Annotated in this window: 19 protein-coding genes; 7 read left to right on the top strand and 12 right to left on the bottom strand. The window is 75.1% G+C overall.

What is annotated here, in order from left to right; translation table 11 throughout:
• Positions 1-37: 37 nt before the first annotated feature.
• Positions 38-1,501 carry a CdaR family transcriptional regulator gene (locus tag K353_RS36535; protein WP_255410728.1) on the bottom strand — a complete coding sequence of 488 codons (1,464 nt, stop codon included), beginning with the start codon at positions 1,499-1,501 and terminating at the stop codon, positions 38-40.
• A 159-nt stretch (positions 1,502-1,660) separates the two neighbouring features.
• On the opposite strand from K353_RS36535, the gene K353_RS14210 reads away from it, so the two are divergent.
• Positions 1,661-2,992: a lipase family protein gene (locus tag K353_RS14210; protein ID WP_111553959.1), complete on the top strand. Its 1,332-nt coding sequence runs from the start codon at positions 1,661-1,663 to the stop codon at positions 2,990-2,992.
• Between the two features lie 114 nt (positions 2,993-3,106).
• Here the strand turns inward: K353_RS14210 and K353_RS14200 are convergent, their stop codons facing one another.
• Positions 3,107-3,445 carry a hypothetical protein gene (locus tag K353_RS14200; protein ID WP_111553958.1) on the bottom strand — a complete coding sequence of 113 codons (339 nt, stop codon included), beginning with the start codon at positions 3,443-3,445 and terminating at the stop codon, positions 3,107-3,109.
• Between the two features lie 181 nt (positions 3,446-3,626).
• On the opposite strand from K353_RS14200, the gene K353_RS14195 reads away from it, so the two are divergent.
• On the top strand, positions 3,627-4,100 hold the full coding sequence (locus K353_RS14195) for a carboxymuconolactone decarboxylase family protein (protein ID WP_111553957.1): 474 nt from the start codon (positions 3,627-3,629) through the stop codon (positions 4,098-4,100).
• Positions 4,101-4,138: 38 nt separating this feature from the next.
• Positions 4,139-5,068 (top strand): RNA polymerase sigma-70 factor, encoded by a 930-nt coding sequence (locus K353_RS14190; protein WP_111553956.1) that lies wholly within the window; start codon positions 4,139-4,141, stop codon positions 5,066-5,068.
• Positions 5,069-5,129: 61 nt separating this feature from the next.
• On the opposite strand, the gene K353_RS14185 is transcribed toward K353_RS14190, so the two are convergent.
• Positions 5,130-5,729 carry an HdeD family acid-resistance protein gene (locus tag K353_RS14185; RefSeq protein ID WP_233533577.1) on the bottom strand — a complete coding sequence of 200 codons (600 nt, stop codon included), beginning with the start codon at positions 5,727-5,729 and terminating at the stop codon, positions 5,130-5,132.
• A 175-nt stretch (positions 5,730-5,904) separates the two neighbouring features.
• On the opposite strand from K353_RS14185, the gene K353_RS14180 reads away from it, so the two are divergent.
• Entirely contained in the window at positions 5,905-7,806 is a 1,902-nt protein-coding gene (locus K353_RS14180) for an NAD(P)-binding protein (RefSeq protein WP_111553954.1), read from the top strand.
• 165 nt (positions 7,807-7,971) lie between these two features.
• Here K353_RS14180 and K353_RS14175 read toward each other — a convergent pair whose 3' ends face one another.
• The 8 genes from K353_RS14175 to K353_RS14140 all read right to left on the bottom strand — a co-directional run bounded on the left by K353_RS14175 (position 7,972) and on the right by K353_RS14140 (position 16,460).
• A complete protein-coding gene (locus K353_RS14175) occupies positions 7,972-8,748 on the bottom strand; it encodes an enoyl-CoA hydratase (protein WP_111553953.1) in 777 nt (258 codons plus the stop codon).
• Positions 8,749-8,868: 120 nt separating this feature from the next.
• On the bottom strand, positions 8,869-9,942 hold the full coding sequence (locus tag K353_RS14170) for an enoyl-CoA hydratase/isomerase family protein (protein WP_370447602.1): 1,074 nt from the start codon (positions 9,940-9,942) through the stop codon (positions 8,869-8,871).
• A 95-nt stretch (positions 9,943-10,037) separates the two neighbouring features.
• Positions 10,038-10,223 (bottom strand): hypothetical protein, encoded by a 186-nt coding sequence (locus K353_RS14165; protein ID WP_100839678.1) that lies wholly within the window; start codon positions 10,221-10,223, stop codon positions 10,038-10,040.
• A gap of 244 nt (positions 10,224-10,467) precedes the next feature.
• Entirely contained in the window at positions 10,468-11,697 is a 1,230-nt protein-coding gene (gene fahA, locus K353_RS14160; RefSeq protein ID WP_111553952.1) for a fumarylacetoacetase, read from the bottom strand.
• The gene (locus tag K353_RS14155) at positions 11,694-12,506 is read right to left on the bottom strand and encodes a hypothetical protein (protein ID WP_233533576.1); all 813 of its coding nucleotides are present in this window, start codon (positions 12,504-12,506) and stop codon (positions 11,694-11,696) included. Before K353_RS14155 ends, fahA begins: the two co-directional genes overlap by 4 nt.
• On the bottom strand, positions 12,485-13,675 hold the full coding sequence (locus K353_RS14150) for a homogentisate 1,2-dioxygenase (RefSeq protein ID WP_111553951.1): 1,191 nt from the start codon (positions 13,673-13,675) through the stop codon (positions 12,485-12,487). The genes K353_RS14155 and K353_RS14150 overlap by 22 nt, the downstream gene beginning before the upstream one ends.
• Positions 13,676-13,711: 36 nt before the next feature.
• Positions 13,712-14,923: a 4-hydroxyphenylpyruvate dioxygenase gene (gene hppD / locus K353_RS14145; RefSeq protein ID WP_111553950.1), complete on the bottom strand. Its 1,212-nt coding sequence runs from the start codon at positions 14,921-14,923 to the stop codon at positions 13,712-13,714.
• A gap of 133 nt (positions 14,924-15,056) precedes the next feature.
• Positions 15,057-16,460, bottom strand: coding sequence for a phosphoribosyltransferase family protein (locus K353_RS14140; protein WP_111553949.1), 1,404 nt, complete (start codon positions 16,458-16,460; stop codon positions 15,057-15,059).
• A 135-nt stretch (positions 16,461-16,595) separates the two neighbouring features.
• Between K353_RS14140 and K353_RS14135 the strand changes: the two genes are divergently transcribed.
• Positions 16,596-17,039 carry an SPW repeat protein gene (locus K353_RS14135; RefSeq protein WP_111553948.1) on the top strand — a complete coding sequence of 148 codons (444 nt, stop codon included), beginning with the start codon at positions 16,596-16,598 and terminating at the stop codon, positions 17,037-17,039.
• 355 nt (positions 17,040-17,394) lie between these two features.
• On the opposite strand, the gene K353_RS14130 is transcribed toward K353_RS14135, so the two are convergent.
• Positions 17,395-18,813, bottom strand: a complete 1,419-nt coding sequence (locus K353_RS14130; RefSeq protein WP_111553947.1) for an aspartate ammonia-lyase — start codon at positions 18,811-18,813, stop codon at positions 17,395-17,397.
• 212 nt (positions 18,814-19,025) lie between these two features.
• Here K353_RS14130 and K353_RS14125 point away from each other — a divergent pair, with 212 nt between their 5' ends.
• Together K353_RS14125 and K353_RS36855 are read left to right on the top strand one after the other, a co-directional pair.
• Positions 19,026-20,213: an acyl-CoA dehydrogenase family protein gene (locus tag K353_RS14125; protein WP_111553946.1), complete on the top strand. Its 1,188-nt coding sequence runs from the start codon at positions 19,026-19,028 to the stop codon at positions 20,211-20,213.
• 242 nt (positions 20,214-20,455) lie between these two features.
• Entirely contained in the window at positions 20,456-20,908 is a 453-nt protein-coding gene (locus K353_RS36855; protein WP_111553944.1) for a hypothetical protein, read from the top strand.
• Positions 20,909-20,947: the final 39 nt, after the last annotated feature.

Raw genomic sequence — 20,947 nt, 5'->3', positions numbered from 1 at the left:
GGCGGGCACCGCCCGCCGGCGCCGGGTCGGACGCCCGTCAGGGCAGCGCCGTCGCCGTGTCGTGCGCGGCGAGCGCGGCGCGCAGGGTGAGCAGGTCGGGGCCGCGGACGGCGTCCAGGCCGGTGAGGTCGGCGGTGCGGCGCAGCCGGTAGTCGACGGTGTTGGGGTGCACCTGGAGGTGGGTGGCGGTGCGCCGGCGGTCGAGGCCGCAGGCGAGGAACGCCCGCAGGGTGGCCAGCAGTTCGGGCCGTCCGACCAGCGGGGCGAGCAGCGCGGCTAGCGCGTCGCGGGCCGGTCCTGGGCGGCTGAGCTGGTACTCGACCAGGACGTCGTCCAGCAGGTGCAGTCCGGGGCCGCGGCCGGTGGCCTCGGCGACCCGGCGGACCCCGGCGGCCAGCCGGGCGGCGTCGGCGACCTCCCCGGGGACGGCGCGGGCGGCCCCGGCCGTCAGGTCGGCGCCGCAGGCCCGGGCGAGGCGGTCGACCAGGTCGGTGAGCGCGGCGCGGTCGGGGGCCGGTTCGGGGGAGTCGTCCGGCAGCAGCACCGGGCCGCCGTCGGCGGCCAGCGCGGCCAGCGGCACCCCGTCCGTGCGGCGCTCCAACTCGGCGCGCAGTCGCCGGAGTTTGCGCCGGGCGGCGACCGAGCGGTTGACGCCGGGGCGGGACTCGTCGGGGTGCGGGCCGACGGCCAGCGAGAGCACCAGGTAGCGGGCGGGCAGCCGGATGCCGGCCCGGTCGGCGGCGGCGCGCGGGTCGCCGCCCTCCAGCAGCCGGGAGAGCAGCGCCTGCCGGGAGACCTGCTCGTCGCCGAGCGCGGCCTGCCGCTCCTGCACGTACCCGGCGGCGACCGCGCAGCTGACCACCCGCAGGTAGCCGAGCAGCCGGTCCTGGGCGGTGACGACGTCGGGCAGGTCGGCGGGGGCGGCCTCGGCCAGCACCCGGGCCGCGCAGAGCTGGGCGCCCAGGTGGTAGGCGCCGACCACGGACTCCAGCGGCACCCCCTCGTCGGCGCGCCGGGCCGAGGACTCCCGGATCCGGGCCAGCTCGGCCTCGCCCGGCAGCTCGCCGGTGCGCATCACCTCGACGAACGCCCGGATGCCGCGCTCGACCTGACGGGCCACCTCGCCGCGCAACTGCTCGGGCGGCAGCGCGTGGTAGGCCGGGAGCCGGTCCAGCAGCCGGGCCATCACCTCGCCGGCCAGCGCGGGGGCCAGCGCGAGCAGCCGCAGGTGGACCGGCCGGCCGCCGAACCGGGGGCCGTCGACGGCGGGTTCGGGGACGGGTCCGGGGGCGGGCCCGGCGGCTTCGGCGGCGGACACCGGCGCGGGCCCGGGCCCGGCGGCGGTCACGGCTCCGGTCGCAGCTCCGGTCGCGCCCCCGTCCGCGCCCCCGTTCGCGGTTCCGGCGGCGGTGGGTTCGGCGGTGAGTCCGGCGGCGGCGAGGGCGGTGGTGAGGGCGGTGGTGGTGAGTCCGGCGGCGGGTCGGGCGTTGGGCGCGGTCACAATCCACCTCGCGAATCTCTGTGCGGCGGCCCGGCGACGGGGCCGGGCGGCGCGGTCATCATGGTTTCCCGGAGGTTACCTACCCGTAGGTAACTCCCGCGAGCCCCCACCGTTGTTCAGGTCGCGCGCCCCCACCCCCACCCAGAAACGGGAACCGCCATGAACCGAGCCGCCCGGTCGATCGCCGCCGCCCTCGCCGCCGCCGCGGTCGCCACCGCAGCCCCCGTCGCCACCGCCGCCGCGGCGACCGCCACCACCGCGGCCGACCCGTTCTACCGCTACGACGGCAGCGCCCCGCTGTCCTCGATCGCGCCCGGCACCGTGCTCAAGACCCGCACCCTCTCGTACCACCTGCTCGGTCTGCCCACCCCCGTGCGGGCCGTCCAACTGCTGTTCCGCACCACCGACGCGCAGGGCCGCCCCAGCGCGGGCGTCACCACCGTGGTGCGCGGGCTGGGCAGCGACGGCTCCAAGGCGGTCTCCTACCAGTCCTTCTACGACTCGCTGAACCCCGAGCACGCCCCGTCCCGGGCGGTCGCGGGCGACGTCAGCCTGGGCGGCGCGATCGCCAACGCCGAGTCGCTGTTCGTCGTCCCGTTCGTGCTCCAGGGCTACGACGTGGTGATCCCCGACACCGAGGGCCAGACCGCGGACTTCGCCGCCGGGCCCGAGTACGGCACCACCACGCTGGACTCGATCCGGGCCGCCTCCGCCTCGTCCGCCACCGGGATGAACGCGAACACCCGGTTCGGCATGCTCGGCTACTCCGGCGGCGCGATCGCCACCAACTGGGCCGCCGCCCTCGCCCCCGGCTACGCCCCCGACGTCAACCGCCACCTGGTCGGCTTCGCCGAGGGCGGCCTGCTGGTCGACCCCGCGCACAACCTCAAGTACGTGGCCGGGGGCGTGGTGTGGCCCGGCGTCATCCCGATGGCGGTCACCGGCGTGGCCCGCGCCTACGGCTTCGACCTCCAGCCCTACCTGAGCGACTACGGCAAGCAGGTGTTCGCGAAGACGCAGGACGCCTCGATCGCCAACGCGCTCGGCCAGTACCCCGGCCTGACCTGGCAGAAGCTCGCCAAGTCCGCCTACGCCGACCCGAACTCGATCCCCGAGTTCCTGGAGGCCGTCAACAAGGTCAACCTCGGCTCGGCCGCCACCCCCACCGTCCCCGGCTACATCGCCCAGGGCAACGGCGGCGTCCTGGAGGGCACCTTCAGCAACGTCCCCGGCATCGGCACCGGCGACGGCGTGATGGTGGCCGGCGACGTCCGGGCGCTGGCCCGGCAGTACTGCGCCACCGGCAACGGCAGCATCAAGTACCAGCAGTACGACCTGCTCAGCCACCTCGGCGCGGCCGTCCCGTGGGCGCCCACCGCCGTGCTCTACCTGAACGACCGGTTCGCCGGGAAGGCCGCCCCGTCCGACTGCGGGCGCATCCCGGCCGGCAACTCGCTCGCCCCCGAGCGGCCCGCCGCCGCCGGGAGGTGACCCGCCGCGCGCCCGCCCCGCAGCACGCCGGGGCGGGCGCGTCCGCGTCCGGGCCCGCATCCTTGGCCGGGCCCGCGTCCGCGTCCGGGTCCGCGTCCGCGTCCGGGGCCGGGTCTACGTCCAGGCGACGGACACCACGACGGCGGCCGCGGTGAACGTCCCCACCGCGTAGAACGCCCACGGCCGCCGGTTGCGCAGGCCCACCAGCGCGACCACCGCCACCAGGACGTCCAGGCCGAGCTTCACGCCGATCTTCGGGTACAGCACCGGCAGGTCCAGGGCGTGCCGGGTCCAGACCAGCCCGGCGCCGGTGACCAGCTGCACCACCGCGCTGGACACCATGTACCCGCCCGTCACCGGGTCCTTCCCGCGCAGTTGGTAGAACAGCCCGCCCAGGATCGCGGCGAAGCCGAACAGGTGGAAGACGAGGAGGACGTACCGCAGGATCTCCATGCCAGTGATCTCTCCAGAACCGGTGGACACTTTCCGGTACTGAGAGCGATCCGCGGCCGGTTCCGTGACACGACAGGGCCGGACGGCGGGGAGACGTGCGTCACACCGCGTCGTGTCACAGGCCCGGGAGCCGCCTCGTCCTGAGGGGTGGAGGCAGCAACCGAGCACGGAGGAGCACACGATGGACGCACGACTGGACTACTTCGCCGACCCGGCCGCGGGCAGGGTCCTCAAGCACGTCATGACGGCCGGCCGGGAGCTGAAGGCCCTGCCGCTGCCCGCGGCCACCCAGGAACTGGTCGCCCTGCGGATCAGCCAGCTCAACGGCTGCGCGGTCTGCATCGACATGCACACCAAGGAGGCCGCGCACGCCGGGGAGACCCAGCAGCGGCTCAACCTGGTCGCCGCCTGGCGCGAGGCCACCGTCTTCACCGAAGCCGAGCGCGTCGCCCTCGAACTCGCCGAGCGGGGCACCCGGATCGCGGACGGTGCGGCCGGGGTCGACGACCGGGTGTGGGAGGCCGCCGCCCGGCACTACGACCGGGAGCAGCTCACCGCCCTCGTCATGCTGGTCTCGTTCATGAACATGGTGAACCGGTTGAACGCCATCACCCGGCAGCCCGCCGGCGACTACGTCGCGGGCTCGTTCCACTGAGCACGCCGAACCGCCGGACGAGGGAAGGGAGTTCCGAGATGGACAAGGTCGAGGAGTTCGAGGAGCTGCGGCCGCTGCTCTTCTCGATCGCCTACCGGATCCTGGGCAGCGTGGCCGAGGCCGAGGACGCGGTGCAGGAGGGCTGGCTGCGCTACGCGGCCACGCCCACCCGGCCCGCGTCGGCCAAGGCGTACCTGTCGACCACCGTGACCAGGATCGCCATCGACGTGCTGCGCTCGGCCCGGGTCCGGCGCGAGGCCTACGTCGGGCCCTGGCTGCCCGAACCGCTGCTCGACGACCCGTACCAGGACCCGGCCCGCGCGGCCGAGCTGGCCGACTCGGTGTCGATGGCGGCGCTGCTGCTCCTGGAACGGCTCAGCCCGCTGGAGCGGTCGGTGTTCGTGCTGCGGGAGGTCTTCGCGTTCGGCTTCGACGAGGTCGCCGCGGCCGTCGGACGCTCGGAGGCGGCCTGCCGGCAGCTGCTCGTCCGGGCCCGCCGCCACATGGACGACGGCCGGCCCCGGTTCGAGGCCGACCGCCGGGAACAGCGGGAACTCGCGGAGCGCTTCTTCGAGGCGCTCTCCCGGGGCGACGTCGACGGTCTGCAGAACCTGCTCGCCGCCGACGTCCAACTGGTCGGGGACGGCGGCGGCAAGGCCCCGCAGCTGGCCCGGGCCGTCGCCGGGGCCGAGAACGTGGCCCGGCTGCTCGCGGCCGTCCACCCGCTGATGCTCCGCACCGGCATCGGCTGCGAACCGCGGCAGGTCAACGGGCAGCCCGGCGCGCTGTTCCGCGACCGTGACGGCCGGATCCTGCACACCCTCGTCCTGGACGTGCTCGACGGACGGATCCAGACCGTCCGCTCGGTCATCAACCCGGACAAGCTCGGCCACCTCGGTCCGGTCGCCGACGCCTGGGCCGTCGACCGGGAGGTCCGGGAGGCCCGCCGGTCGGAGCGCGAGCGGTAGCCGCACCGGAGGGGCCCGCCCGCACCGCTGCGGACGGGCCCCTCCGGGGTGCGACGCGGCGTCAGAGCTCGCGCGGGTACTGCTTGGCACCGCTGCGGATGCGCAGCGCCGCGACGATCTCGGTGACGCCGATCACCACCAGGCCGCAGGCCGCCAGGATCGCCAGCGCGGTGATCGAGTGGGCGGGCCAGACCATCAGCACGACGCCCGCCAGCACGCTCAGGCCGCCGACGAAGCCCTGCCAGCCGCGGGCCGGCATCACCGGGTCCGAGGCCACCGCCGCCAGGTGCGTGATGCCGCGGAACAGCCAGCCGATGCCGATCCACAGCGCCAGCAGCAGCACCGACTGGGCCGCCGAACGGAAGCACAGCAGGCCCAGCAGCACGCAGATCGCGCCGCTGATGAACGCCAGCACCCGCAGCGCCGTCGACGCGTGCGTGCCGAACGCGCCGACCAGCTGCACGACGCCGATCACCAGCAGGTACAGGCCGAACAGCACGCCGACCACCCACAGCGTCTGCTTCGGCCACGCCAGCACCACCACCCCCAGCGCCAGCGAGATCAGCCCGCCCGCCAGCACCGCCTGCCAGGCCAGCCGGGCCAGCTGCTGGAACGGCCCGGGCAGGTCGTCGCGGGAGTCGATCCGGTACGGGGCACTCATGGCTCCTCCGAAGGGCGGGACGGAAACGGGCATGACACCCCCAGCCTCCGCGCCCCGCCACCCCCGGGGCGCGGCGGGATGCGCCGGACGGACGAACGGGCCGCCCCGTCCGCACCCGGATCCGCTACCGTCCGTTCACCCACCCGCCCTGACGGGCCGTCTACCATCTGACGGTATGACGGACCAGGGGCGGGGGAGCCCGGAGGACGGGGCCGAGCCGGGCGGGACGGAGCCGGGCGGGACGGAGCCGGACGCGGGCACGAGCACGGGTACGGGGACGAGCACGGGTACGGGTACGGGGACGGACGCGACGGAGCCGGACGCGGCGGCCGACCCGGACGGGCACTACATCGTGTGCGGCGGCAACTCGCTCGCGCACCGGCTGATCCTGGAGCTCACCGAGCAGTACGAGGTCCCGGTGGTCGCCGTGGTCCCCGACCGGTCCCGCGAGCACGCGCCCGCGATCGCCCGGATACCCGGCGTCACGGCCGTGCTGGAGCGCTCCACCGTCACCGGCGAGGCGCTCGCCGCGGCCCGGGTCGAGCAGGCCCGCGGCATCGCGCTGATGGACGGCACCGACCAGGAGAACATCCACGCCGCGCTGGCCGCCGAGAACCGCAACCCCGGCGTCCGGATCGTGCTGCGGATCTTCAACCAGCGCCTGGGCGAGCACCTGGAGAAGCTGCTGCCCAACTGCGCCGCGCTCTCCGGCTCCGCCACCGCCGCGCCCGCCTTCGCCAACGGCGCCCTCGGCCACCCGCACACCGTCGAGGTCGGCGGACGGCAGCTGTACGTCGCCTACGACGCCGACATCCGGTCCGACCAGCTCTGCCTGGTCGCCGACCGGATCGACCGCCAGGACCTCGGCCGGCTCCGGCTGCTGCCCGAGACCGGCGGCCGGGCCGCCGACTTCATCCGGATCGCCGAACTCCTCGGCGGCGGCGAGGTGCTGGGCCCGGTCGGCCGCCCCGACCCGGCACCCGCCCGCGAACCCGGCGGCCTGGCCGCCCTGCAACGCCTGGACACCGAACCGCCGCTGCGCCCGCCGCTGCGCAAGCGGCTCAAGTGGTGGCTGCTCGACAGCCTCAAGTACTTCACCAACACCCGGCTGCGGATGATCCTGATCACCGCGTTCGCGGCGATCGTGGTCGGCGGCCTGGTGCTGGCCACCCACACCACCCACCCCGGCGGCCTCGGCTGGACGGTGTACTTCACGCTGCTCGACGCGGCCGGCGCCGTCCAGCCCGACGTCCCCGGCGCGCAGGTGCTCGGCGACTCCTGGGCCCGGGCCGCCCAGGTGCTGATCACCTTCTGCGGCATCACCTTCGTCCCGGTCGCCACCGCCATCGTGGTCGAGGCGCTGGCCAGCGGACGCCGCGGCCTGCCCCGCCCGCCCGGGGCCCGCACCCGCGACCACGTCATCGTGGTCGGCCTCGGCAACGTCGGCACCCGGGTCGCCACCCTGGTGCACGGCACCGGCCTGCCCGTGGTCTGCCTGGAGCGCGACCCGCAGGCCCGCGGCATCGCCGCCGCCCGCGCCCTGGGCATCCCGGTGCTGATCGGCGAGGGCCCGCTGGAGGCCCAGCTCAAGCAGGCCCGGGTCAAGCACGCCCGCGCCGTGGTCGCCGTCACCTCCGACGACGCCGCCAACCTGGAAGCCGCCCTGGAGGCCCGCGCGGTCCGGCCCGACGTCCGGATCGTGGTACGGCTGTTCGACGACGACTTCGCCCACCACGTGTACGCCACCCTGGGCAACGTCGCCTCCCGCTCGGTCTCCTACCTGGCCGCGCCCGCCTTCGCCGCCGCCCTGATGGGACGCGAGGTGCTCGGCACCCTCTCGGTCTTCCGCCACGTCCTGCTGATCGCCGAACTCGCGGTCGAGGCGGGCTCCGCGCTCGACGGCCGCAACACCGGCGACCTGGAGGGCCCCGGCGGCGTCCGGGTGCTCGCCGTCCGGCTGCACCGCCGCCCCCACGACTACCAGTGGAACTTCGCCGACCGCTCCCGCCGGCTCGCCCCCGGCGACCGCGTGGTGGTCGCCGCCACCCGGGCCGGACTCGCGCGCGTCATCCAGTGACGGTGTGCACGGCGACGGTCCGTCCGACGGCGGAACGGGGGCCGCGGCGGCGCCGACGAGGGGACACCGGCACCGCGACCCCCTGCTTCCGCGGACCGGTGACGCGGCGGCAGGGCGGGCGGGGGAGCCGTGCCCGCCCGGCCCGCCCGGCCCGCCCGGGCGGGCCTACCGGTTGGTGAAGGAGGCCGGGCGCTTCTCGGCGAAGGCCGCCATGCCCTCCTTCTGGTCCGCGGTGGCGAAGGCGGCGTGGAACAGCCGCCGTTCGAAGCGGACGCCCTCGGCGAGGGTGGTCTCGAAGGCGCGGTTGACGGACTCCTTCATCATCACGGCGGCGGGCAGCGACATCGCGGCGATGGTCCCGGCGACGGCGACCGCCTCGGTGAGCAGCTGCTCGGCGGGGACGATCCGGGAGACCAGGCCGGCCCGTTCGGCCTCCTCGGCGCCCATCGTCCGGCCGGTCAGGCACAGGTCCATGGCCTTGGCCTTGCCGACGGCCCGGGTCAGCCGCTGCGAGCCGCCGATGCCGGGGATGACGCCGAGGGTGATCTCGGGCTGGCCGAACTTCGCGGTGTCGGCGGCGATCAGCACGTCGCAGAGCATCGCCAACTCGCAGCCGCCGCCCAGCGCGTAGCCCGCGACCGCGGCGACCACCGGCTTGCGCAGCCGGCCCAGCTCGTCCCAGGGGCCGAGCCAGTCGTCGAGGTAGACCTCGGGGAAGCGGTTGTCCTGCATCTCCTTGATGTCGGCGCCCGCGGCGAACGCCTTGGCGGAGCCGGTGATCACCAGCGCGCCGATCTCCGGGTCGCGGTCGAAGGACCGGGCGGCCGCCACCACCTCGTTCATCAGCTCGGTGCTGAGCGCGTTGAGCGCCTCGGGCCGGTTGAGGGTGATGATGCCGACCCGGCCCTCGCGGTCCACCAGGATCGTCTCGTACTCGGTCATCGCCGGTTCTTCCTCTCCACGTCGAGCGGGAACTCCGCCGGAAACTCTGCCGCTGGACACGATCTCCGAACGCCGGGCCGGATGCCAGTCTCGACAGGCGAGACGATGGTCACCCCGGCGTCACCGGACCAGGCCCAGGTCGCCGTCGGCGGGCGGCTCGAAGAAGCGGGCGACGTCGGCGGCGGAGACCCCGGCCAGGGCGGCGGGGGACCAGCGCGGGTCGCGGTCCTTGTCGACGACCTGGGCGCGGATGCCCTCGACCAGGTCGTGGTGGGCCAGCGCGGCGCAGGAGACCCGGTACTCCTGGTCCAGGACGGCGGCCAGCGAGGGCAGCGCGCGGGCCCGGCGCAGCGCGGCCAGGGTCACCTTGAGCATGGTCGGGGACTTGGCGCGCAGCTGCTCGACGGCGTCCAGGGCGGCGGGCAGGCCGGTGGCGCGCAGCCGGTCCAGGATCTCCTCGACGCTGTCGGCGGCGTAGCAGTGGTCGATCCAGCCGTGCTGCTCGGCGAGCGCCGAGTGCGGGGCGGGCGCGGCGAGTTCGGCGACGGCCTTGGCGGGGTCGTCCCCGGCGGCGAGCCGGTCGGCGAGGGCGGGCAGCGCGGCGGAGGGCAGGAAGTGGTCGGCGAAGCCGCAGTGCAGGGCGTCGCCGGCGGTCATGGTGGCGGCGGTGAGCGCGACGTGGGTGCCCAGCTCGCCGGGGGCCAGGGCCAGCAGGCGGCTGCCGCCGACGTCCGGGACCAGGCCGATCCGGGTCTCCGGCATGGCGACGGCCGAGCGCTCGGTGACCACCCGGACGCCCGCGTGCCCGGACAGGCCGACGCCGCCGCCCATGGTGATGCCGTCCATCAGCGCGACGTACGGCTTGGGGTAGCGGGAGATCAGCTCGTTGAGCGGGTACTCGACCCGGAAGAAGGCCCGGCCGCCGGCGCCGCCGCGCTTGGCGTCGTCGTGGATCGCCCGGATGTCGGCGCCCGCGCACAGGCCGCGCTCGCCCGCGCCGGTGAGCAGCACGGCCGTCACGGCCTCGTCGCAGGCCCAGGCGTCCAGGGCGGCCCGGACGGTCTCCAGCATGGCGTGGGTGAGGGAGTTGAGGGCGCGCGGCCGGTTGAGGGTGATCCGGCCGAGCGGGCCGGTCCGCTCGACCAGCACGTCCCGCTGGGTGTCCTGGATGTCCTGGGTGTCCTGGGGGTGCACCGTCACCGCTCCCGTCCGTCCGGAAAGTACGAAGATCCTCCGTCGCACCGTACCGGGCGTCCGGGAGCGGCGGTCGGCAGCCCCGTCAGGGGCCCTCAGCAGGGGTGCAGCGGGGTGGCGAGCAGGACCGGGGCGGCGGCGGGGGCCAGCGGGCGCGGGGAGAAGGCGCAGAGCGCCACGGGGTGCGGGGCCAGGGGCAGGGCCTGGGCCTGGGGGACGGGCAGCAGCAGGTTGGCGGCGGCGAGCGCGGCTCCGCAGACCAGGGTGCGCAGCTTCATCATCGGGGGTTCCTCCGGGGAAGAGAGTTGTCCGCGAACGGTCGCGGCCCGCCCCTTCGGCGCCGGGCGTGGGCGGCCCGGCTCGGGGGAGGTCGCTGGAATGTCGGGTCAACTTCTAGCGGTGGAGCGGTGTGCGGCCCCGGAATCTCACCCGTTCGGCGGCGTGCTGCGGACGCGCCGTTGACGGGTCCGCAGCACGCCGGAGGACCGGTCCGCTGTCAGGCCGGCCGATCGTCCTCCCGGCGGATCAGCCGGTGGCCGTCCCGGTGATCGTCCCGGTGACCTCGCCGAACCCGACCCGCAGGCCCCCCGGCCCGGGGGCGGTCGCGGTGACGGACACCTCGTCGCCGTCCTCCAGGAAGGTCCGGCCGGTGCCGTCGGGGAGTTCGAGCGGCTGCTCGCCGTTCCAGGTCAGCTCGATCAGCGCGCCCCGGGTGTCCGGCTCGGGCCCGGAGACCGTGCCGGAGGCGTAGAGGTCGCCGGTGCGCAGGCTCGCGCCGTTGGCGGTCAGGTGGGCGAGCTGCTGGGCGGCGGTCCAGTACATGGTGGCGAACGGGGGCCGGGAGACGGGGTGCCCGTTCAGCGCGACCTCCAGCGCCAGGTCCAGGCCCCAGGGCTCGGCCCCGCGGTCGTCCAGGTAGGGCAGCGGCGCCACGTCGCGGGCCGGCGGCTCCACCCGGGCGTGCTCCAGCGCGTCCAGCGGCACCACCCAGGGGGAGAGCGAGGTGGCGAAGGACTTGCCGAGGAACGGGCCGAGCGGGACGTACTCCCAGGCCTGGATGTCGCGCGCCGACCAGTCATTGAGCAGGCAGACGCCGAAGACGTGCTCGGCGAAGTCCGCCAGCGCCACCGGGTGGCCCATCGAGCTGGGCGTGCCGACCACGAACGCGACCTCGGCCTCGATGTCCAGGCGGCGGGACGGGCCGAAGCTCGGCGCGGCGTCGGCGGGGGCCTTGCGCTGGCCGTGCGGGCGGACCACCGGGGTGCCGGAGACCACCACGGTGCCGGCCCGGCCGTGGTAGCCGATCGGCAGGTGCTTCCAGTTCGGGGTGAGCGGCTCCTGGCCGGGCCGGAAGAGCCTGCCCAGGTTGGTGGCGTGGTGCTCGGAGGCGTAGAAGTCGACGTAGTCGGCGACCTCGAACGGCAGGTGCAGCTCGACCTCCGCCAGCGGCAGCAGGCAGGGCTCGACGGCCGCCCGGTGGGCCGGGTCGGTCAGCCAGGAGGTGAGCGCGGCGCGCACCGCCCGCCAGGTCGGACGGCCGGACGCCATCAGCGGGTTGAGGTTCTCCGCCTCCAGCAGCGCCGAGGACGGGCCGACCGCCCGGGCGGCCGCCCCGGCGTCCAGCACCAGCTCCCCGATCCGCACGCCGATCCGCCGCCGGCCGGGCCGGTCGGCGGCGGTGAACACGCCGTAGGGGAGGTTGTGGACGCCGAACGGGGAGTCGGTGGGCAGGTCGAGCCAGGTGGCGGTGGTCAAGGGGTCTCCAGGAGGCCGAGTCGGGCGAGGTCTTCCAGCGGCTCGGCGATGCTACAGGTGCCGAACGAGGTGAACGAGGCGCGGATTCCGGACACCTGACGCTCCGTCAGCGACTCGACGGCGGTGGCCAGTCGGGCCCCGTCCCGCTCGGCGAGCAGGGCGACGGCCTGCTCCCGGCTCGGACTCCCGGCCGCCAGCAGCAGGTTGAGGAAGCCGTGGTGCTCGTAACCGGTGCCCGGGTCGGTGTACCGCACCGCGTGGTGCAGCCCCGCCGTGCACTTGTACGGCAGCGCGCGCTCCGCGCAGCCCCGCAGGAAGCCGGCCAGTTCGGCCACCGACGGGAAGGCCGCGTGCGCCAGGCCGCCGGTGCGGTACTTGGCCCGGTAGCGGGTGCCGGCCAGGGCGTCCAGGCCGTCCTCGATCCGCGCCGAGCGGGGCAGCTCGACGGCCGCCCCGACGCCCTCGGGCAGCAGCGCGTCCAGCTCGGCCACCGCGGCCCGGACGTCCGGGCCCGCCGCGTACTCGACGGCGGTGACCGGCAGGCCGTCGGCGGCCTTCAGCGCCTCCGCCAGCCGGCCCGGGCCGACCACCAGGCCGACGGCGAACTCCGGCTCCAGCGCGCGCAGTTCGGCCAGCCGGTCGACCGGCGCGAGCAGCGGGCCGACCGCGTCGGCGTACCGGGCGGCGCGGTGCGCCCGGTGCGCGGGGACGGCCTCGGCCAGCGGCAGGTCGCCGGGCGGGAAGACCGCGGCGTCGTCGAACAGCCCGCGGTACAGCTCGGGTACGTTCATCGCCTCGCCCAGGTCCACGCGTAGTCCGGGTCCTCGCTGGCGGTGGCGGCCTCGCCGAGCTCCAGCGGGCGGAAGGTGTCCACCATCACCGCCAGCTCGTCGAAGAACTCCACGCCGATCGAGCGCTCGTACGCGCCCGGCTGCGGGCCGTGGGTGTGGCCGCCCGGGTGCAGCGAGATCGACCCCTGCCCGATGCCGGAGCCCTTGCGGGCCTCGTAGTTCCCGCCGCAGTAGAACATCACCTCGTCGCTGTCCACGTTCGCGTGGTAGTACGGCACCGGGATCGACAGCGGGTGGTAGTCCACCTTGCGCGGCACGAAGTTGCAGATCACGAAGTTGGTGCCCTCGAACACCTGGTGGGCCGGCGGCGGCTGGTGCACCCGCCCGGTGATCGGCTCGTAGTCCGCGATGTTGAACGCGTACGGGTACAGGCAGCCGTCCCAGCCCACCACGTCGAACGGGTGGTGCGGCACCGTATAGCGCGTCCCGGCCACGCCGCCCGGCCCGCGGTGCTTGACCAGCACGTCCACCTCGCCGCCGCCCTCGACCAGCAGCGGGCCCGCGGGGCCGCGCAGGTCCCGTTCGCAGAACGGCGCGTGCTCCAGCAGCTGGCCGAACTTCGACAGGTAGCGGCGGGCCGGGGCGATGTGGCTGTTGGCCTCGATGCAGTACGCGCGCAGCGGCCCGTCCCCGGTCGGCACCCAGCGGTGGGTGGTGGCCCGGGGAATCAGCACGTAGTCGCCCGGCCCCACCTCCAGCGCGCCGAACACCGTCTCCAGCACGGCCGTCCCGGACTCCAGGTACACGCACTCGTCGCCCAGCCCGTTGCGGTACAGCTCGCTGGGGGCGCCCGCCGCGACGTAGGAGATCCGCACGTCCGCGTTGCCGAGGACGAGCCGGCGGCCGGTGACGGCGTCCGCCGACCTCCACTCCTCGCCCGGGAACAGCCCGTGCAGTTTCAGGTGGCGGGGGAGCAGCGGGAGGTTGGCGGTGGTCGACTGGTCCGGCAGCTCCCACACCGAGGCGGCCGTCACCGCCGAGGGGATGGACCGGTGGTACAGCAGCGAGGAGTCCGAGGAGAAGCCCTCCTCGCCCATCAGCTCCTCGTAGTACAGGCCCCCCTCGGGGGTGCGGTGCTGGGTGTGCCGCTTGGGCGGCACCGAGCCCAGCTGCCGGTAGTACGCCATCGTCCCGCTTCTCCCTGTCGCCTGGGTGACTGCCCGTCAGAGGTTGCCGCGCCGGTCCTGCTCGCGCTCGATGGCCTCGAAGAGCGCCTTGAAGTTGCCCTTGCCGAAGCCCAGCGAACCGTGCCGCTCGATGAACTCGTAGAAGACGGTCGGCCGGTCGCCGATCGGCTTGGTGAAGATCTGCAGCAGGTAGCCGTCCTCGTCGCGGTCCACCAGGATGCCGCGCGACTGCAGTTCCTCGATCGGGACGCGGACGTGGCCGATCCGCTCGCGCAGCTCCGGGTCCTCGTAGTACGAGTCCGGGGTGGACAGGAACTCCACGCCGCGCGAGCGCAGCACGTCCACCGTGGTGAGGATGTCGTTGGTGGCCAGCGCCATGTGCTGGCAGCCCGGGCCGGTGTAGAACTCCAGGTACTCGTCGATCTGCGACTTCTTCTTCGCGACGGCCGGCTCGTTCAGCGGGAACTTCACCCGGTGGTTGCCGCTCGCCACCACCTTCGACATCAGCGCCGAGTACTCGGTGGCGATGTCGTCGCCGACGAACTCCGCCATGTTCACGAAGCCCATCACCCGGTTGTAGAACGACACCCACTCGTCCATCCGGCCCAGCTCGACGTTGCCCACCGCGTGGTCCAGCGCCTGGAACAGCCGCTTCGGCGCGCCCTCGGGCCGGACCACCGTCGACGCGCGCGCCACGTAGCCCGGCAGGTACGGGCCGGTGTAGCGGGAGCGGTCGACCAGGGTGTGCCGGGTCTCGCCGTACGCGGCGATCGCGCCCCGGCGCACCGTGCCGTGCTCGTCCGAGACGTCGTTCGGCTCCTCCAGGATCGTGGCGCCCTGGGCGCGGGCGTGCGCGATGCACCGGTCCACGTCCGGGACCTCCATGGCCAGGTCGACCACGCCGTCGCCGTGCCGGCGGTGGTGGTCCAGCAGCGGGCTGTCCGGCGTCACCCCGCCCTCGATCACGAAGCGGCAGGAGCCCGAGCGCAGCACGAAGGACTTGCGGTCGCGGCGGCCGGTCTCCGGGCCCGAATAGGCGACCAGCTCCATGCCGAACACGGCCTGGTAGAACTGCGCCGTCTGGGTCGCGTTGCCCACCACGAAGACGACCGCGTCCTGGGCGGTCACCGGGAACGGGTCGGTCGAGGCGTCGTACTCCACCAGGCCCACCAGGGTGCGCAACTGCTCGGCCGTCAGACCGGCCTGGAGCTCCTCGGGGGTCAGTTCAACAGCGGCGTCGGCGGTCATGGGGCATTCCTCCACGTCGAGGTCGGTTGCGCAGAGCTTGCTCCTGCTCGGTGAGGTGGGCAACAGGTCCGAATCCGGCTGCTCAATGTGTACAAGGTGAGCAGCCGGTCGGGGTGCGGGCTGTACGGATTGCTCAGTCACCGGCCGGTTCGCCTCCCCGGTCGCCTCCCAGGTCGCCGTCCCGCCCGCCGTCCCGCCCGCCGTCCCGCCCGCGCTCCGGTCCGGCGGGCAGCCGGCGGACGAACCAGTCGGCCGCCAGCCCGGCGACCGCGTCCAGCGCGCCCGGCTCCTCGAACAGGTGCCCGGCGCCCGGGACGACCTGGAGGGCGCCCTCGCCGCCCAGTTCGGAACGGGCCTGCCGGTTCCACTCCACCACCTCCTGGTCCGCCCCGCCCACGATCAGCAGCGTCGGCACCGTCACCAGCGGCAGCCGCGCCGCCGCCAGGTCCGGCCGGCCGCCGCGCGCCACGATCGCGTACGGCCCGCCGTCCGGCCCGCCGCCGTCCGGCCCGGCCGCCGCCCACAGGGCCGCCGCCGCGCCGGTGCTCGCCCCGAACCAGCCGTACGGCAGGCCCGCCAGCGCCGGGTGCCGCAGCGCCTCCCGGGTCGCCCCGGTCAGCCGTCCGCCCAGCAGGCCCGGGTCGAACACCTTCCAGCGCTCGTCCGCCTCGCCGGGCGCCAGCAGGTCGAACAGCACGGTCGCCAACCGCTCCCGGTGCAGCCGGGCGGCGACCGCGCGGTTGCGCGGGCTGTCCCGGCCCGAGCCGCTGCCGTGCGCGAACAGCACGACGCCGCGGGGGCGTTCGGGCACCGCGAGGACGGCCGGGCCGGTGCCGAGCCGGAGCGCGTACACGACGGGCGCGGACGCGGGGGCCGGGGCGAGCGCGGCCAGCACCTCGGCGTCGGTGGTCTGCCGGAAGTCCCGGTAGTGCTCGCCCACGGCCCGGAAGTCCGCCGGGGTGTGCACGGCCAGGTAGCCGTCGGCCGCGTCACCGAGCCGCCGCGCCCAGTCCGGCGGGGCGACCGGCACCGCCAGCACCACCCGCGCGGCGCCGCGCGCCCGGACGATCCGGCAGGCCGCCAGCGCGGACGAGCCGGTCGCCACCCCGTCGTCCACCACCAGCACCGTCCGCCCCGCCAGCGGCACCGGCGCCCGCCCGCCCCGGTAGAGCGCCGCGCGCCGGGCCAGTTCGGCCCGCTCCCGGGCCTCCGCCGCCGCGAACTCCGCCGGCCGGACGCCCGCCGCGTCCACCACCTCCTGGTTCACCACCCGGGCGCCGTCCTCGCCCACCGCGCCCATCGCCAGCTCCGGCTGCCCGGGCACCCCGACCTTGCGCACCACGCACACGTCCAGCTCCGCGCCGAGCGCGGCGGCGACCTCGGCGGCCACCGGCACGCCGCCGCGCGGCAGCGCGACCACGACGGCGTCGCGCAGGCCGGGGACGTGCGGGTCGGGGACGTACAGGCCGGGGACGCGCTCCGGGTCGAGGGCCGCGGCGAGCCGGCGTCCGGCGTCGGTCCGATCGGTGAAGTGCATGGCGCCACCCCTTCCCCTCCCACGGTACGCGGATAAGGGAAAAATAAGGACAAACCGGTGGGTAGCGTTATTTATCGCCCAGGGCGGGTAGCGACCCATTGGCTCGCATGTCCTGACTACGAGGAGGTGGTCCAGGTGTCGACCCATGCGCCCTCGGGCATGGAACACCATCCGGACATCCTGGCCCTGCGTGAACACGCGGAGCGCGTCACATCCACCACCGCCGGGCAGGGGACGGAAGCACTCGCCGTCTGCGCCGGCCTGTTCCTGGCGATCTCCCCCTGGGTGGTCGGCTTCTCCGGCTTCACCGGGCTGGCCGTCAGCAACCTGGTGCTCGGCATCGCCTACGCCGTCCTGATGGCCGGCTACGGCTCCGCCTTCGGCCGCACCCACGCCCGGGCCTGGGCGTGCGTGGCGATCGGCGCCTGGACGGTCATCGCCCCCTGGGCGGTCAACGGCGGAGCGCACGTCCGCCGCACCATCCTGACCAACGTGATCACCGGCGGCGTCATGACCTGTCTGGCCCTGGCCGCGGTCGGCCTGGTCACCGCGGGCATGGCGGCCCGCCGCGGCAGGTAGCCCGGACCACCGGCCGCCCGGCCGACGGGTGCGGGAGTCCCCCCGCACCCGGTGCCGGGACGGGAACGCGGAGCGGCCCCGGCTCCGGGAGGAGGCGGGACCGCTCTTCCGTGTCGTGTTCTCCGCGCCGTGGAACCCGGGCGGCGCGCCGCCTACTGCCCGACCATCGCCGACACCGCCGTGGCGGCCAGGACCGAGAGGCCGCCGAGGATCACCCAGAGTCGACTGTCCATGTTGCTCACCGTCCCTTCCGCGCGCCTCCTACCCCCGCGGGCCCGAAAGAATGCCGGAGAGGGCGCCGGTGCGGGCGGCCGGTCGGCGGTGCGGGCGGGTTGTCCGGCGTCCCGCGGACGGGTCAGCCGGCGTCCTGCGGGCGGGTCATCCGCAGCACGTCGAGCGCCTCGTCGAGCTGCGCCTCGGTGAGCAGGCCGCGCTCCACGTAGCCCCGGTCGAGGACCACCTCGCGAATGGTCCGGCGCTCGGCCAGCGACTGCTTGGCGACCTTCGCGGCCTCCTCGTAGCCGAGGTACCGGTTGAGCGGGGTGACCACGGACGGGGAGGACTCGGCGTACTCGCGGGCCCGGTCGGCGTTCGCGGTGAGGCCGTCCACCGCCCGGTCCGCCAGCAGGCGGGCCGAGGCGGCGAGCAGGCGGATCGACTCCAGCACGTTCCGGGCGATCACCGGGAGCATCACGTTGAGCTCGAAGTTCCCGCTCGCACCGGCCACCGTGACGGTGGTGTCGTTGCCGATCACCTGGGCGGCGACCATCAGCACCACCTCGGGCAGGACCGGGTTGACCTTGCCCGGCATGATCGAGGAGCCGGGCTGGAGGTCGGGCAGGTTGATCTCGGCCAGGCCGGTGCGCGGGCCGGAGCCCATCCAGCGCAGGTCGTTGGCGATCTTGGTGAAGCCCGCGGCGATCGTGCGGAGCTGGCCGCTGAGCTCGACCAGGCCGTCCCGGGCGCCCTGCGCCTCGAAGTGGTTGCGGGCCTCGGTCAGCGGCAGGCCGGTGGCGCGGGCCACCTCGGCGATGACGGCGGCCGAGAAGCCCGGCGGGGTGTTGATGCCGGTGCCCACCGCCGTGCCGCCGAGCGGGAGTTCGGCGACCCGGGGGAGCGTCGCGCGCAGCCGCTCGACGCCGTACCTGACCTGGGCCGCGTAGCCGCCGAACTCCTGGCCGAGCGTCACCGGCGTGGCGTCCATCAGGTGGGTGCGGCCGGACTTCACCGTCTCGGCGTGCTCCGCGGACTTGGCCTCCAGCGCCCGCGCCAGGTGCTCCAGGGCCGGGACCAGCTCGTGCAGGACGGCGCCCGTCGCGGCGATGTGGATCGAGGACGGGAAGACGTCGTTCGAGGACTGCGAGGCGTTGACCTGGTCGTTGGGGTGGACCGGGCGGCCCAGGCGCTCGGCGGCCAGGGTGGCGATCACCTCGTTGGCGTTCATGTTGGAGGAGGTGCCGGAGCCGGTCTGGAACACGTCCACCGGGAACTCGTCGTCCCAGCGCCCCTCGGCGACCTCCTCGGCCGCGGACCCGATCGCCGCCGCGGTCTCCGCGTCGAGCACGCCGAGCCCGGCGTTCACGCTGGCCGCCGCCGCCTTGATCCGGGCCAGCGCCGCGATGTGGGCGCGCTCCAGGCGCTGCCCGGAGACCGGGAAGTTCTCCACCGCGCGCTGGGTCTGCGCCTGCCACTTGGCCGCCGCCGGGACGCGGACCTCGCCCATCGAGTCGTGCTCGGTCCGCCACTGCTGCTGTTCGTGCTGTCCGTCCGCCATGGTCGGTACACCTCCTGGACCGGTCAGCCTTCCACGGGCGCCCGGCATTCCCGGCGCGCCGCCGCCGCGTGTCGGCGGACCGGGCCGACGGACCGGGCCCGCCGTGGCGCCCTTGACCGCGCGGCGTACCGACCGGTAGGGACAGCGGTGACGCACCCGCGCCCACCCCGAACACCCCCGCGCACCCCCCGTACCCTCCGAGGAGCCCGCCCATGGCCACCGCCGCACCCGCCGGCCGCCCCGACCCGCTCGACCTGCTCGGCGTCGACGAACTGCTCACCGAGGACGAGCGGCTGATCCGCGACACCGTCCGCGCGTTCACCGACCGGCACGTCCGCCCGCACCTCGCCGACTGGTACGAGCGGGGCACCTTCCCGGTGCGCGAACTCGCCCCGGAACTCGGCAAGCTGGGCGTCCTCGGGATGCACCTGGAGGGCTACGGCTGCACCGGGTCGACCGCCACCGAGTACGGGGTGGCCTGCATGGAGCTGGAGGCCGCCGACTCGGGGCTGCGCAGCTTCGTCTCGGTGCAGGGCTCGCTCGCCATGCGCTCGATCCACGCCTTCGGCTCGGAGGAGCAGAAGCGGCACTGGCTGCCGGAGTTGGCCGCCGGACGGGCCGTCGGCTGCTTCGGGCTGACCGAGCCGGAGGCCGGCTCCGACCCCGCCTCGATGCGCACCCGGGCCCGGCGCGACGGCACCGACTGGGTCCTGGACGGCGCGAAGCTGTGGATCACCAACGGCTCGGTCTCCGACGTCGCGGTGGTCTGGGCGGGCACCGAGGACGGCGTGCGCGGCTTCCTCGTCCCGCGCGGCACCCCCGGCCTCACCGCCCGAGACATCCCCGGCAAGCTCTCCCTGCGCGCCTCCGTCACCAGCGAACTCGCCTTCGACGGCGTCCGGTTGCCCGCCGACGCGGTGCTCCCGGCGGCCCGCGGCCTGCGCGCCCCGCTCTCCTCGCTCGGCGAGGCCCGCTACGGCATCCTGTGGGGCACCGTCGGCGCCGCCCGGGACTGCTACCGGGCCGCGGTCGACTACGCCCGCGACCGGGTCCAGTTCGGCCGCCCGATCGGCGGCTTCCAGCTGACCCAGCAGAAACTCGTCGACATGGCACTGGAGTTGGAGAAGGCGTACCTGGTCGCGGTCCGGATCGGCCGGCTCAAGGACGAGGGCCGGGCGCAGGCCGCGCACATCTCCTTCGGCAAGCTCAACAACGTCCGCACCGCGCTGGAGATCGCCCGCACCGCCCGCACGATCCTCGGCGCCAACGGCATCACCACCGCCTACCCGGTGCTCCGGCACGCCAACAACCTGGAGTCGGTGCTCACCTACGAGGGAACCTCGGAGGTGCACACCCTGGTCCTCGGCGAGGCGATCACCGGCGAATCCGCCTACCGCTGACCGGAGTCCGCCGGCCGGCGCACCGGACCGGCGGGGTCGTCCGCGCGCACCGCCGGTCCGTCCGCGCGCACCGCCGGTCCGTCCGCCGGGCGGTCGCGGGTCCGCCGGAAGTCGGGGTCCCGGCCCCCGGTCTCCGACTTCCGGCGGACCCCGCCCGGTACCTGGTGCGCATGGATCGGGCCCCCGCCCGCACCCACCATGGAGGGGAAGGACCGGAACGGCGGGAAAAGGGGCGAGGGGCGATGGGCGGCGGACGGACGGCGGCGACGGTGGTGCTCGGCGGAGCGGCGGCGATGCTGCTGGTGATGGTGGCGCCCGCCGCGGTCCAGCGGGCGCGGGACCGGATGGACCAGACCGTCCGCTACCCCAGCGGGGCCGCCGCCAAGGCCGACCGCGCCGAGGTGCCGCGCTGGCTGCCCGACTCCGCCACCGGCATCGCCTTCCTGGCCCCCGGCGAGCAGGGCGAGCGGCTGATCCGCGCCACCCTCCCGGGCCGCGCGCTGCCCGCCGACTGCACCCCGGCGAGCCCGGCGCCCGACCCGCACCTGCGCGCCCACTGGTTCCCGACCGACACCCCGCGCCGGGCCACCGCGCACTGCGGGCAGTACGACGTCGCCTTGGTCGGCGACCGGCTCTACGGCTGGCGCGGCGCCCCGGCCGCCGCCGGGGCCTGCACCGCCGGGCCGACCGGGTAGTCGCCGAGCGCGGCGGCCGAGCGGGTGGCGGGTGGCCGT

The organism is Kitasatospora sp. SolWspMP-SS2h, from assembly GCF_003259315.1.
GTDB lineage: Bacteria > Actinomycetota > Actinomycetes > Streptomycetales > Streptomycetaceae > Kitasatospora > Kitasatospora fiedleri.
The sequence above is the reverse complement of the archived record's forward strand: the minus strand, read 5'-3'. Positions and strand labels throughout refer to the sequence as shown.